This is a genomic window from Mycetocola sp. JXN-3 (genome assembly GCF_014522285.1).
Taxonomy (GTDB): Bacteria; Actinomycetota; Actinomycetes; order Actinomycetales; family Microbacteriaceae; genus Mycetocola; species Mycetocola saprophilus.
This window is the reverse complement of sequence record NZ_CP041635.1, coordinates 206,142-218,300: the sequence shown is the minus strand read 5'-3', so window position 1 is coordinate 218,300 and position 12,159 is coordinate 206,142. Positions and strand designations below refer to the sequence as shown.

The 12,159-nt window shown below is 66.9% G+C and carries 13 protein-coding genes; 3 read left to right on the top strand and 10 right to left on the bottom strand.

Annotated elements, in window-relative coordinates:
- Positions 1–27: 27 nt before the first annotated feature.
- Positions 28–1,143: a beta-propeller fold lactonase family protein gene (locus C7C57_RS01140; RefSeq protein ID WP_187977281.1), complete on the bottom strand. Its 1,116-nt coding sequence runs from the start codon at positions 1,141–1,143 to the stop codon at positions 28–30.
- A 201-nt stretch (positions 1,144–1,344) separates the two neighbouring features.
- On the opposite strand from C7C57_RS01140, the gene C7C57_RS01135 reads away from it, so the two are divergent.
- Entirely contained in the window at positions 1,345–1,725 is a 381-nt protein-coding gene (locus C7C57_RS01135) for an Hpt domain-containing protein (RefSeq protein WP_030147830.1), read from the top strand.
- A gap of 105 nt (positions 1,726–1,830) precedes the next feature.
- Here the strand turns inward: C7C57_RS01135 and C7C57_RS01130 are convergent, their stop codons facing one another.
- The 9 genes from C7C57_RS01130 to C7C57_RS01090 all read right to left on the bottom strand — a co-directional run bounded on the left by C7C57_RS01130 (position 1,831) and on the right by C7C57_RS01090 (position 9,688).
- The gene (locus tag C7C57_RS01130) at positions 1,831–2,649 is read right to left on the bottom strand and encodes a response regulator transcription factor (protein ID WP_187977280.1); all 819 of its coding nucleotides are present in this window, start codon (positions 2,647–2,649) and stop codon (positions 1,831–1,833) included.
- Between the two features lie 109 nt (positions 2,650–2,758).
- A complete protein-coding gene (locus C7C57_RS01125) occupies positions 2,759–3,415 on the bottom strand; it encodes a hypothetical protein (RefSeq protein ID WP_187977279.1) in 657 nt (218 codons plus the stop codon).
- Positions 3,412–4,329, bottom strand: a complete 918-nt coding sequence (locus tag C7C57_RS01120) for a hypothetical protein (protein WP_187977278.1) — start codon at positions 4,327–4,329, stop codon at positions 3,412–3,414. Before C7C57_RS01120 ends, C7C57_RS01125 begins: the two co-directional genes overlap by 4 nt.
- Positions 4,326–5,132, bottom strand: a complete 807-nt coding sequence (locus tag C7C57_RS01115; RefSeq protein ID WP_187977277.1) for a hypothetical protein — start codon at positions 5,130–5,132, stop codon at positions 4,326–4,328. The genes C7C57_RS01120 and C7C57_RS01115 overlap by 4 nt, the downstream gene beginning before the upstream one ends.
- Entirely contained in the window at positions 5,129–5,710 is a 582-nt protein-coding gene (locus C7C57_RS01110) for an alternate-type signal peptide domain-containing protein (protein ID WP_187977276.1), read from the bottom strand. The genes C7C57_RS01115 and C7C57_RS01110 overlap by 4 nt, the downstream gene beginning before the upstream one ends.
- Positions 5,711–6,009: 299 nt before the next feature.
- A complete protein-coding gene (locus tag C7C57_RS01105; protein ID WP_051701715.1) occupies positions 6,010–6,582 on the bottom strand; it encodes an alternate-type signal peptide domain-containing protein in 573 nt (190 codons plus the stop codon).
- A gap of 372 nt (positions 6,583–6,954) precedes the next feature.
- Entirely contained in the window at positions 6,955–7,803 is an 849-nt protein-coding gene (locus C7C57_RS01100) for a signal peptidase I (protein WP_187977275.1), read from the bottom strand.
- A 7-nt stretch (positions 7,804–7,810) separates the two neighbouring features.
- Positions 7,811–9,097 (bottom strand): adenylosuccinate synthase, encoded by a 1,287-nt coding sequence (locus tag C7C57_RS01095; RefSeq protein WP_030147821.1) that lies wholly within the window; start codon positions 9,095–9,097, stop codon positions 7,811–7,813.
- Positions 9,098–9,208: 111 nt separating this feature from the next.
- Positions 9,209–9,688 carry a DUF3151 domain-containing protein gene (locus C7C57_RS01090; RefSeq protein ID WP_030147820.1) on the bottom strand — a complete coding sequence of 160 codons (480 nt, stop codon included), beginning with the start codon at positions 9,686–9,688 and terminating at the stop codon, positions 9,209–9,211.
- 189 nt (positions 9,689–9,877) lie between these two features.
- Here C7C57_RS01090 and C7C57_RS01085 point away from each other — a divergent pair, with 189 nt between their 5' ends.
- Together C7C57_RS01085 and C7C57_RS01080 are read left to right on the top strand one after the other, a co-directional pair.
- Complete coding sequence (locus C7C57_RS01085; protein ID WP_187977274.1) at positions 9,878–10,168, top strand: lactococcin 972 family bacteriocin; 291 nt, start codon at positions 9,878–9,880, stop codon at positions 10,166–10,168.
- A gap of 7 nt (positions 10,169–10,175) precedes the next feature.
- Entirely contained in the window at positions 10,176–12,149 is a 1,974-nt protein-coding gene (locus tag C7C57_RS01080; protein ID WP_187977273.1) for a hypothetical protein, read from the top strand.
- Positions 12,150–12,159: the final 10 nt, after the last annotated feature.

Here is a 12,159-nt window from a genome sequence, read left to right as displayed (position 1 = left end):
CGCTTCGTTTATCTTTCCCGACCGGATTTACGCGGATACCGCCGCGGGGTCGGCCAACACACACGTGGGTGCCCCCACATCCGCATGCCCGACCGGGCGTCCCGGAACCCCGCGCGCATCCAGGCGCAGCGTGGTGATCTGGTGCGAATGCTCATGGGCCACGTGCAGCAGGTCACCGGCGAGCAGGTGGTGCCTCGGCCAGCGTCCTCCGCTCTCGGTATCGGCAATCGCACGCACGGTCTGGCCGTTGCCGGACACCTCGAGGGTCGAGATCCGATCGCTTCCGCGGATGCCCGCATAGAGGCGGTCCCCCGCGGCGTTCTGCGAGAGCTCGGCCGCGGCGTCCTGATCCTCGGCACCGTCGGCGGTGGCCGACACCGCGGCCACCACGCGCCAGTTCCCGGCGTCGGCCGGGGCGATGGTGAAGATCTCGATGCTGCGCTCGGTCACCACGTGCACGTGCCCGCTGGGGTGGGCGATCAGGTGCCGCGGTCCCACCCCGAGGGGCAGGGCCAGCGTGCGATCCAGGGCGAGCCCGGTGCCGGTGCGCTTCCAGAAGCGCAGCGCGTCATGCCCCAGGTCGGTGGAGAGAATGCGTCCGTCGGCCAGCTCGACACTCGCGTGGGCGTGTGAGGGGCGGGCCGGCGCGGCCTCGGCCACGTGGGAGGCGAGGGTCAGGTCGGTGAAGGAGCTGGGGCCGGGTCCACCGGTCAGCTCGCCGTCGGTAAACGGGTTGCGGTGCGGATCGATGGAGGCCACCGGGTCGGCGGCATCGGCGAGGATCGCGCCGTCGGCACCCAGCGGATAAGCCAGTACCCGACCGTCCCCGTAACCGCTGGCGATCAGCAGCGCACCGTCGTCCGTGACGGTAAGGTGGCATACCGAGTCGGCCGAGGCGCGGGCCGGGCCGAAGCGCACGGCGCGCTCACCGGCGTGGTACGCCTGCACCCGACCGGAGAATTCCAGGGCCGCGTAGAACACCGGCAGAGTGGGGTGGGCCGCGAGGAACGAGGGGGAATCGGCGGCGGTTTCGGCCCCGGGGACCAGCGATCCATCGGCTCGGGATCCCAGCGCGGTAATCCCCGCGCCGGGTGCATTTGAGTCCCGAGTATAGGAGCCCGACCAGAGGCGTGCGCCGCTCATCGTGCTACCCGCGCGGACGTCAGAATCGTGAACTCTCGCTGTTCCATGTCCACATGCTACCGGACGCGGATGTCATCCATTTTTCCAGAACCTGCGGCAGTCTTGAGGTTCGTGAGCGCTCAATCTTGAGTCGGACCCGTAATTATGGGGAAGAGTAGGAAAGACCCCCAGTTCCGGGGGCGTATCACAAGAAGGAGCGTCATGTGCGTTGACCCCACAGACCATCCGCTCCTCGAACACGCGGAGATCGAGCGGCTGAGCGCCGCACTAAACGGCGACCTCGCCGCGACCCGCGCCTTCCTGCACTCGTTTTGTGAGCGCTGGCCCGAGCGAATCGCCGCTCTCGAGCAGAGCATTCTGCACTCGGATGTGCTGCATGCCCGCGACAGCGTGCTGAGCATTCGCACCTCGAGCGCGATGGTCGGTGCCAAGCGGCTCACCGTAATCGCCGCCGGGATTGAGTGCACGCTGAGCGAGGGTCACCCCGACCGGGTCGAGGAAAACCTCCGCGCGCTGCGGGTGAGCGGAATCGAAACCATCGAAGCCCTGCGCACCTATCTCAGCGAGCAGTCGCCCGCCTAATCGGTGCAACCGCGCCGAGCGCGAGTAGCCGGTCTCGGCGACCGCGGTTCCACCCAACGCGAGCGACCGCCACCGCCGCCCAACGCAGGACCGCCGGGTGCGTCCCTAGACCGCGTCGACCCGAGCGGGTGCCATCCGGTACCCCACGCCGCGCACGGTCTCCACCCATTCGGGCTGGCGCACATCGTCGCCGAGCTTGCGCCGCAGGTTTCCGAAGTGCACCTCGATCGAACGCTCCTCGGACTCGCTCACGTAGTCGCTGACCATGTACTCGCCGGCGCGCAGCTCGCGCACCAGGTCCGCCTTCGAGCGCACTCGACGGCCCGAAGCCAGCAGCGAGGCCAGCAGGTCGAACTCGGTCCGGGTGAGCGCGATGGTGAGACCCCGGCACTCGACGGTGCGGGTGTCGCGATCCAGGATCAGCCCGTTGTGGCTGAACACCCGATCCGATATCGGCGCCTCGGCCACGAGGGGCGCGGCCGGCTCCGCGGGCGCGGCCGGCGAAACGGGGGCCACGGCCTCTGCCGAAACCGCGGCGGGGGCACCGCCGCGAGGACGGCGCAGCATTGCCTCGATCCGGGCCCGCAGCTCGCGCGGACGGAAGGGTTTGGCCAGATAGTCATCGGCACCGGACTCCAGCCCGAACAGCACATCCACCTCATCGGCCTGCGCGGTAAGCATCACGATATAGCAGTCGCTGAAAAGACGGATGCGGCGAGCCACCTCCAGGCCATCGATGTCCAGCAGGCCGATATCCAGGGTCACGATGCTGGGCTGTTCGGCACGTACCAGTTCCACGCCCTCGATACCGCTGGGGGAACTGGCTACGGCGAATCCCGCCTGCGTCAAAATCGTAGTGATCAGACCGCGAATATCGGGGTCATCTTCGATCACGACCGCGGTGCGGATCGGCTCGGTGGTCATCCTGGTGGTACTCCCTGGCTACGGCGGGGGAAAAACGCCGTTCTTTCAGCCTACCTCTCGTTCGGGAGAAGCGCACCAGGCACCCAGTCGTGTACCCCGAATAGGGGGGCTACTTTGGGGAGGTCTCGCGACGTCGACGCCCGATGAGGACCAGTGCACCGGCCGCGATCACCCCGCCGGCCGTCCACAACCAGGGGGCAGGGGATGCCCCGGTTTCCGAGAGCCAGCCGCCGCCGTGCCCGGCGGATGCCGGACGCGCGCCGTTGGCGTTGGCATCGGGCAGGGCGGTTCGATCCTGCGCGGTGACCCGGATCTTGAAGGGCACGGTGCGATCCATGGTCCCGTTGCCGGATTCGCCGGGCAGGGCGATTTCCAGGTGCACGGGGGTGACCTGGTCGGCGCCGGTCCCCAGATCCATCACGCTACCCTCCCGGAGCAGATCACCGAGGACCGCGTTTTCCTGCGCGGTGGGGGTGCGCACGCTGACCCGAGCCGAGAGGCCCAGCGGACCGCGCGGATCCATGTCGGCGAATAGCGCCAGCGAGAGCGTGGAGACGCCCCCGCCGCGGCGCACCACGTTAAAGTCGGCCGAGATTTTGCTGCCGGGGATCAGGATCTGTGAGCCGAACATGTCGCCGAGCTCGCCCTGGCCGCTGCCGGTCAGCTCGATCGATCGGTCCTCGGGGGAGGCGAAGGCTGCGCCGGGGAGGGCCACGATCAGCGCCGCGGCCAGCACGCCCCCGGTGAGTACGCTGCGCAGGCTCATCCGGCGAACACCTCAATCTCAAAGCTCGGCGGAACCTGGGCGCCGGTCCACTCCAGGACCACCCACTGCAGCACGCTGCCGGTGGTGTCCTCGAGCGGGTTGGTGCCCGCGGCGGGCGGGGTCAGCACGGTGGGGTGTGCGGATGCGGGGGCGGCGGTACCGGCGGGGGTGGTGGGCCAGGTTCCGCCGGGCGCATAGTAGTTGCCGGCGAGATAAACGGCCGAGTTCCCGTGAACGGCACCGGACGGAGTCGCCGCGGCATTGCCCGAGAAGACCGAGTCGAGCGAGGCGGCACCGGTCGGGGCGACCACGCAGTCCTTTCCACCACAGGCGGGCACCGCACCGGCCCGATCCGACCGGTTGCGGTTGGCATCCACGAGCCAGGAGTAGCGCGAGGTCGAGGCGGCGACACCGGTTGCCGGATCGATGGCCTGGCCACCGGTCCCGTCCGCGAGGGCACGCAGCGAGGATCCGAGCGCCCCGGCGGGGTTGAGCCTGGCGGCCGCCAGGTTTCCGGCGGCGGGGGCCACGCTCCAGTCACCGGCGGTCGGCGCACCGGTTCCACGCCAGGCGCTGACCCGGACCGAACCCGCGGGGATCTTGTCGGCGCAGCCCCAGAGGCGAACGCCGAGGCCATCGGTGGTGTTGGCGATCCCCTCGGTGGAGGCAAACTGTGCGCTGCGCACCACGGGGACGATCAGCACCCGCGAGGATCCCACGCTCTGGAAGTCGGAGAGGGCGTAGACGTTGGCCTTCTTGGCCGGGTCCGGAACCGAGCACCAGTTACCCAGCGCGGTATCGGCGCTCGCGGTCGCGGTGGTGGTCAGGTATGCACCGGTCACGGCGGTGGGGATGCCCACCGCGGCGAGGGCCAAGCCCACGCCGAGGGCGATCAGCCGGGGACGAAACTTCACGGTCGTTCCTCCGATCGGGGTACCTGGGTCAGGGTCGCGTCAAGTTTGAAGGCCGCCAGCGGGCTGGACTTGAGCTCGCGCAGTTCGCGGGCCACGTCGCCGCCGTCATCGGCGGTCGCGGGCACGGCCACGGTGACGTCGATCGTGCAGCTAGCACCGGGCTTGAGCGTGGTGTTCGGCGCCTGGGTGAGGGTCGCGGTGATCTTTCCCGCGGACAGCTGTGCACCAGACACGGTGCATCCGGCCGAGCCCTCGGCACCGATCTTGAGCGCGCCTCGACCGTACATGGTCACACCGAGATCGGTGGCGGTTGCGGTGATCGTGCCCGAAATTTTGGTCTGCACCGGGTTGGTAGCGGCCGCGGTCACCACAAAACGGATGCGCTGGGCGCGCACCCCCGGGACGATGCCGGTACCGGGCGCGGCGACGATCGTGCGGGAGGTGCCCGTGGTCACGGTGTCGAGGGTCGCGGTCGCGGTGGCCGAAATGCCCGAGGCCGCCGAGATGGTCGCGGTGGGACCGCTGGCCTGATCGCTCAGGTAGGCGATCGTGCCGGGTCCACCCAGCAGGGCCACGCCGGTCAGGGCGGCGAGCACCGCGACGGTCCAGACGCGGGCGCTGCGGGTCCGGAACAGACGACGGTGGAGGGGTTCCTTTGCCGCGGCCGGCGCGAACGCGGTTGCCGACTCCGGCACGGATGCGGATGTCGATTCGGCTGCCGAATCGGGCACCGCGGCCGGCTTTGGGGCGGATGTCGTCTCCGGCTCGGTGCCGGGCGCGGGCTGCTGCGGGTCGGTGCTCACGATGCGGCTCCGATCGGCTGCTGGGTCAGGGTGTAGGTCATCGCGAGCTTTACGCTACCGGACATTGCGGCGGTCGTTTCCCAGGGCAGGGTCACGCTGACCACCACGGGAACTGTGCGATCCCCGGCGTTCACGGTCCCGACGGGGGAAATCCCGGTGGTGATGGTCTGGGCGGTGCCCACACTCACCACGCGTGTCACCAGGGTCTTGGCAAGGGCCGCATCCGCGGCCGATCCGGTGCTCCCGGTCACGCTGAGGGCCGAGACCGCGAGGCTCGCGCGCATGTCGGTGCCGATCAGTTCAACCGGAACGTTGACGGTGCCGGTGAGCACGTCACCGGGGACGAGGGCCTGACCGGTGTAGGCGATCGCGGCGGATCCGCGGCCCTGGGGCACATCCTGGCCGAGGGTCCACGCGGTGGTGGCGCCACCCACGTTGCCGAGGCTCAGCGATCCCGACTGGATCTTCAACGGTGCCGCATCCTTGGTGTCGGTCCAGAACGCCAGCGTTCCGGCACCGCCCATCAGCAGCGCAGCCCCGAAAACGGCGGCGATCGCGGCGGTGATGAGTTTGCGCACGATGGACCTTTCGTTCGGGGCAAAAGTGGGGAGGGTATGGGATCGGCCCCGTGAGGAAATTAGGGGGAATACTCACGAGGCCGATCCGTTTCGCCGAGCGGGGCTCAGGCCGGGGCAACAGCGGGGGGGCTGCGTCCCATTGCCGAGCGATGCTCGTCCGGGGCAACAGCGGGGAGGCTGTGTCCCATCCGGCGGGGCCGAGGCCCGCACACCGGGGTGATACGTCACACGATAGTGCTGTGAGGACGTATCCGTGACCGCCGCCCGAAGGGGGATTCAGCGAGGGTCACGAGTCTTGACTACTGACCCGCGGCCACCTGGGTGAGGGTGTACTTGGCCTGCAGGGTTGCGCTGTTGCTGATTTCGCCACGGTTGGCTGCGACCGGAGTCTCACCATCCCACTTGTAGGTCACCGCGATCACGACGGGCACGTTGACGGTGCTCTGGCCGTTGGTGCTGGTCAGGGTAACCGCACCGTCAACCGGGGTCTGGCCCTTGATGCTGACAACCGCAACGGAGAGCTTGTCGCGCAGCGAGCTGGCTTCCCAACGCAGCTGGTCAACCTTGAGGCTGGCCTTGATGTCGTTTCCGGTCAGGGTAACCGGAACGTTGACGGTGGTGGTGAGGACGTCACCGGGAACGATGCGGAACGACGAGGGGTCAACCTGGGTGGGCTGAGTCTTCGTGTTACCGACTACGTGCTGCACGCTCCAGTTGGCGGAACCGATCTGACCCAGCTCGAGGCTTCCCGAGTTGATGGTCTGGGCCTGGGCGTCCTTGGTGTCCGTCCAGTAAGCCAGGGTGCCGGCGCCGCCGAGCAGGAGTGCTGCGCCGAGGGTAGCGGCGATTGCAGCGGTGGTGGTCTTCTTCATGGCAAGTCCTTTTGGGGAAAATCGTCTTGGGGGGAGGTGACGAGTACTGCTTCGGGTGGGTGACGGCGGTGAAAACAATTTCGGGTTGTTTTCGGTGAGAACAGTTTCGGGTTGTCCTCGGCTGTGAGAGCAATTTCGGGTTGTTCTCTGTGCGTGTCCGGTTCGGGCCGGGCTCGCTTGCCGTTGATTCAATAATCGTCATCCCGGCTCAAGATGACCGACGTAATCGTGACAACATTTCGCAATTTTTGGCGCGGGGGACATCGTTAGCTCAAGGAAACCTCAAGATTGCGGTTGCCGGGCTCGAAAAAGTGCGTGTTAAACGCAGAATGTCCCCCTCGAAGACGAGGGGGACACGTGCGTTGTACGCGGTTAGCGCGAGGCGGGAGGCTCCGGGTTTTCGTGGGAGGCAGGTTCGGCCGTGGGCGGTTCTTCCGTGGCCGGTGCTGCATCAGCCGATACGGCGGCCGATTCCTCCGTGGTTTCACCCGAGACCGGTGCCGGTGTTCCGGCACCCACCGTCTCCCGGCGGCGACGGGCGCGACCCCGGACGGCCCCCACCACGACGAAGGCGGCGTAGCCGATCAGCGCAATGCCGATGCCGCGGGCAACCCAGGTGCGGGTATCGGACTGGATGCCCTGGCTGAGGTACCCCACAAACGGTGCCCAGTACCAGACCTTGCCGCGTACCTGTTCGGGGCGGACGGGGTTCGGATCGGGCGCGGGGTTTGCATCGCCCTTGGTCTGCAGGCGCGGACCGTCCTGGGTCACATTGACGGCGATCACCCGGTGGGTCACCACCTCGGGTTTGCCGGAGGCGATCTGGTAGGTGATGACATCGCCCACCCGAATCGCATCGAAGTCGATCGGGCGCACCACCACCGTGGTTCCCGGGGGCATGTTCGGTCGCATGGATCCGGTCAGCACCGTATAGGGGGTGGCTCCGGTGACGCGCGGGACCAGCACAAAGGCGACGATGAGCAGCACCGCGGCACCGATCACGATCCAGGAGATGATCTTGGTGATCAGCCCGGCGATGCGGCGTCCGCGGGAGCGCGGGGCGGAGCCAGACTGCTCGGTGGTGGCCGCTTCCGCAGGCGCGGTTGCGCTTGCTTCCGGCGGTACCGACGCAAACGACCCCGCCTCCCCGGGCTCATTCGGTGTGCGCGCCTCGGGGCGGCTCACCGGTTCACGGTCCGGGATGGCGGGGTCGTTCGTCATGTTGGGCCTAGTCGATCAGGTCGTGACGCACGATGATGGCGTCGCGGCCCGGGCCCACGCCGATGGCGGAGATGCGCGAACCGCTCATCTTCTCCAGGGCGAGCACGTAGTTGCGGGCGTTCTCGGGCAGGTCATCGAACTCGCGGATCCCGCTGATGTCGGTCTCCCAGCCGGGGAACTCCTCATAGATGGGGGTCGCGTGGTGGAAGTCGGTCTGCGAGACCGGGACCTCGTCGTGGCGCACGCCGTCTACCTCATAGGCGACACAGACCGGGATGGTCTTGAGCTCGTCGAGGATGTCGAGCTTGGTCAGCACGAAGTCGGTCACACCGTTGATGCGCGAGGTGTAGCGGGCGATCGGGGCGTCGTACCAGCCCACGCGGCGCGGACGGCCGGTGGTGGTGCCGAACTCGAAGCCCTTGGCGCGCAGGTAGTCACCCGAGGCGTCGAACAGCTCGGTCGGGAAGGGGCCGGCACCCACGCGGGTGGTGTAGGCCTTGACGATGCCTATGATCCGGTCGAGCTTGTTCGGGGCCACACCGGAACCGGTGGCGGCACCACCCGAGGTAGCGGAAGAGGATGTCACGAACGGGTAGGTGCCGTGGTCGATGTCGAGCATGGTGGCCTGGCCGCCCTCGAACAGCACGTTCTCGCCGCGCTCAAGCGCACGGTTGAGCTCGAGCGAGGCGTCGACAACCATGGGGCGCAGACGCTCGGTGTAGCTGAGCAGGTCTTCCATGATCTCGTCCACGGTGATCGCGCGACGGTTGTAGACCTTGAGCAGCAGGTGGTTCTTGACGCCGAGGGCACCCTCAACCTTCTGACGCAGGATGTTCTCGTCGAACAGGTCCTGCACGCGGATGCCCACGCGGTTGATCTTGTCGGCGTAGGCCGGGCCGATGCCGCGACCGGTGGTACCGATCTGACGCTTACCCAGGAAGCGCTCGGTCACCTTGTCCAGGGTGCGGTGGTAGTGGGTGATGATGTGTGCGTTGGCGCTGATGCGCAGCTTGGACACGTCCACGCCACGGGCCGAGAGGGCCTCAAGCTCCTGGAACAGAACCGAGAGGTCCACGACAACGCCGTTGGCGATGACGGGGGTCACGCCGGGGGTCAGGATGCCCGAAGGCAGCAGGTGCAGGGCGTACTTTTCGTTGCCCACCACCACGGTGTGGCCGGCGTTGTTCCCGCCGTTGAACTTGACCACGTAGTCGATGCGCGAGCCGAGGAGGTCGGTTGCCTTCCCCTTACCCTCGTCGCCCCACTGGGCTCCTACGATCACAATTCCCGGCATGGTGGTGTTCCCTCTTTCGGTGCTGCACGTACAAATTTGTGGTGGAGGCGCTTTCGGGCGCGCTCACAAAGTGGTGTTGCGGTGACGACCCTCACGAGCCGTGACGACGGCCTAGTCCAGGCCGCGAATAAAGAATGCCTCGGTGGTCGGCGCGGGTTCGGCCGGCACGTTTTCGTTCTCGATCTGCGCGATGGCGGTTTCATCGGCGTCGCGCAGGAACTCGGTGAGGCGGGTGACCTCGGCGGTTTCGCCGATGTCCAGTGCCGCGCGGCGCAGCAGGTAGAGCGCGCGCAGGACTCCGCGGTTGGGCTCATGCGACCAGGGGATCGGGCCCTGTCCACGCCAGCCGGCCTTACGCAGCGAATCAAGCCCACGGTGGTAGGCGACGCGGGCGTAGGCGTATCCGGTGATCGGACGCTCGGAGTTCGCGGCGGCCTGCGCCAGGGCGGCCCAGGCGAGCGAGGATGACGGGTGTGCGGCGACGATCGCTTCGAGTTCGTCGATGCCCACGGCCTTCTCCAGGGCGCGGCTAACCTCCGGTTCTTCCGGGAGGCGGGTTTCCGGGATTCCGAGCAGGTTATGTTCTGTCACCCCTCCAGCCTACCGCGGGATGCCCGACACGTCCTCCCCCGGCCGTTTTTTCCCGGTTTCTCGCAGACGACGGGCCACGAAAACCCCTAGCTCACGCCTGATATCTCCCGAAAATCAGGAGCTATCCATTCCGCGCAGTCCTACGCTCGTCCCCAACCGCAACGTTGCGGCCACCACTAAGGGAAAATCATGTTCACACGAAAGATACTCTCGGCGGTGATTCTCACCGGCGTACTCTCCGGCGCGAGTCTCACCTACGCATACGCGGCAAAGCCAGTTGAAGGAGGAACGTGGAACTACGGCATGGCTGCCGGGGTACGAGCGTACTCGGACTATTACGTAAATCAGTGCCACGGCTCCACCGTCAAGAACGACTGGGCCGAGTACAAAACGATCGATATTGCCGCAAATGAGTGGTCCAATGCGGCAATAAACGCGACGCCGTGGACCAACAACAAGTACTACTACCGAGTGTGCTAGCTAGCCGATGCTGAGGATCCTCGTCAGGGTGACGGCGGCCGGCGTCACCCTGTTCCTCGCCGTAATCTCGGCGCTCTACGTCATGGCGGAGGAGGACGGATTCCCCGACGGTGCCGAGTACACCGCGAGCGTGAACTTCACCCAGTCTCCACAGAGTAAGGCCGAACTCGTCTCAGGTCTGGAGACCCTCGCCGCGGACGCGAAGCTGCGTCTGGTCAAGGTGGTCGCCGGTCCCGAGGATTTCCTTTCCACCCGATCCCTCTATGTCTTTGGCCCCGATGCGCCGCCCACACCACAGCCCCTGAGTTGGTTTCGCCCGGGCGTCACGGGACAGCTACGCGCCGCCACCGATCTGGGTGATACGCCGCTTGATGGCACCTTTGTTTACTCGGGGAGTGCGCGGGCGGCCGTGGCGCTGGATGCATGGTTCAAGCGTTCTGGCGCTACCGCCACGATCCAGCACCGGGATGCGGGAACGATATTCGGATATGCCCTGCTCAGCACCGGGGCGTGGCTCCCCTTTCTTACCTGCCTAATCCTGCTGCTCACCGTGAGCATCTGCTGGTACGCGCTGCGTGCACGAGCGCGTGCCCTTAAAATCCTGTGTGGGACCCCGATGAGAAGGATTCTGGTCGAGGATCTGGGAAGTTTGCTCCGGATCTGCGTTCTGCCAGTCGCCGGAGCCGCACTCGCCTCGGTTGTCGCCGTGATCGCCTCGGGAAGAGCCACGGCCCTTGCCCCCTTCGCCCTCGCACTGGGCGCCCTCATCGTCGTTTCCCTCGTCGCGATGGTCATCGCCGGGCTCCTCACGAGTGCACTCACCTGGCCTTCGGTTGCGACCATCGCCTCCCGTCGGCCGCCTGAGGGACACTTTGCGACCGTGGCCGAGGTCCTGAAAATCGCCACGCTCTTGCTGATCGCTCTGCTTCTGCCCCCGGTGGTCTCGGCCGCGCAGGAATCCTCAAGTTTCACACGTCAGCAAACAAGTTGGGCGTCCCTGGATCGGTACGTTTCGCTGCGCCTAGGTGGGTCCTCGGCAGGCGACTCGCTTCCCGCCGGTCTCACCGATCTGGCCAGAGACGCGGATGAGAGGGGAAGCCTGGCGTTCGCCTACGCGCAGGGAGCCGCGGATAACGAAACGCTGGCGGCGAACGGGTATGACGGCATCGTCATGGTCAACCGCACCTACCTTGATGCCGTTGGGCCGGCCCTCGGTTTCACTCCCGGTAGTGCGCGCCCACTCGGCTCCCAGGGCGAACCGGTCTCTGATGCCCAGCTCCCCACAAATCTGTCACGCTATCTCTCCGATTCATTCCCGCTGTGGAACCGAGCCGGGCGCACGGACGCGGGCCGCGAAACCGTGCTACCCGCGTTTCGGTACACGGGCACCAAACCGTTCCCGGGAATCTCGCCCGTGCCGGGAGAACTGCGCCTGCTGAGCCGTCCCCTGATCCTGGTCACCGACCGTGTTACCACCACTTTCACCGACGGTTTCCTGGAATCCACAATCAGCTCGGGAAACCTCGTTTTTGGGGACTCGGCGTGGGTGCAGGCGTACCTCAGCGATCGGCCGCTTGGCGGCCACGTTCGCTCGGTGGATCGGGTGTCCGATGCCGGTCTGTACGCGGCTCAGCAACAGAGCATGGTGGCGCAAACACTCACCCTCTCGGCGCTACTGGTGTTGCTCGCGCTCCTCACCAGTGTCGCGGTATCGGCGTGGATTGCCGCACTCACCCGATCACGGCGGCTCTTCGTGCAGCGGACCTCGGGGTGGACCTGGCGACGCATACTCGCGGGCCGGATCCGCTGGGAGGCGACGCTGGCCGCGCTCCTCACGCTGGCCCTGATGCTGCCACGGTTCGGCGATATCTCGGCGGCGTGGGCGCTGCTCGCGCTTCCCCTCTATCTCGTCCCGACACTGGGGTTGCACCGACGCGCAGCCGAAACCACGTTCAATTCTCGAATCAATCGCAGCACCTAGCCGAAGGAAA

Bases quoted from the DNA above. Each gene is read 5' to 3' on its own strand.
- C7C57_RS01140 (WP_187977281.1), bottom strand. From the start codon at position 1,143: ATGAGCGGCGCACGCCTCTGGTCGGGCTCCTATACTCGGGACTCAAAT.
- C7C57_RS01135 (WP_030147830.1), top strand. From the start codon at position 1,345: ATGTGCGTTGACCCCACAGACCATCCGCTCCTCGAACACGCGGAGATC.
- C7C57_RS01130 (WP_187977280.1), bottom strand. From the start codon at position 2,649: ATGACCACCGAGCCGATCCGCACCGCGGTCGTGATCGAAGATGACCCC.
- C7C57_RS01125 (WP_187977279.1), bottom strand. From the start codon at position 3,415: ATGAGCCTGCGCAGCGTACTCACCGGGGGCGTGCTGGCCGCGGCGCTG.
- C7C57_RS01105 (WP_051701715.1), bottom strand. From the start codon at position 6,582: ATGAAGAAGACCACCACCGCTGCAATCGCCGCTACCCTCGGCGCAGCA.
- C7C57_RS01100 (WP_187977275.1), bottom strand. From the start codon at position 7,803: ATGACGAACGACCCCGCCATCCCGGACCGTGAACCGGTGAGCCGCCCC.
- C7C57_RS01095 (WP_030147821.1), bottom strand. From the start codon at position 9,097: ATGCCGGGAATTGTGATCGTAGGAGCCCAGTGGGGCGACGAGGGTAAG.
- C7C57_RS01085 (WP_187977274.1), top strand. From the start codon at position 9,878: ATGTTCACACGAAAGATACTCTCGGCGGTGATTCTCACCGGCGTACTC.
- C7C57_RS01080 (WP_187977273.1), top strand. From the start codon at position 10,176: ATGCTGAGGATCCTCGTCAGGGTGACGGCGGCCGGCGTCACCCTGTTC.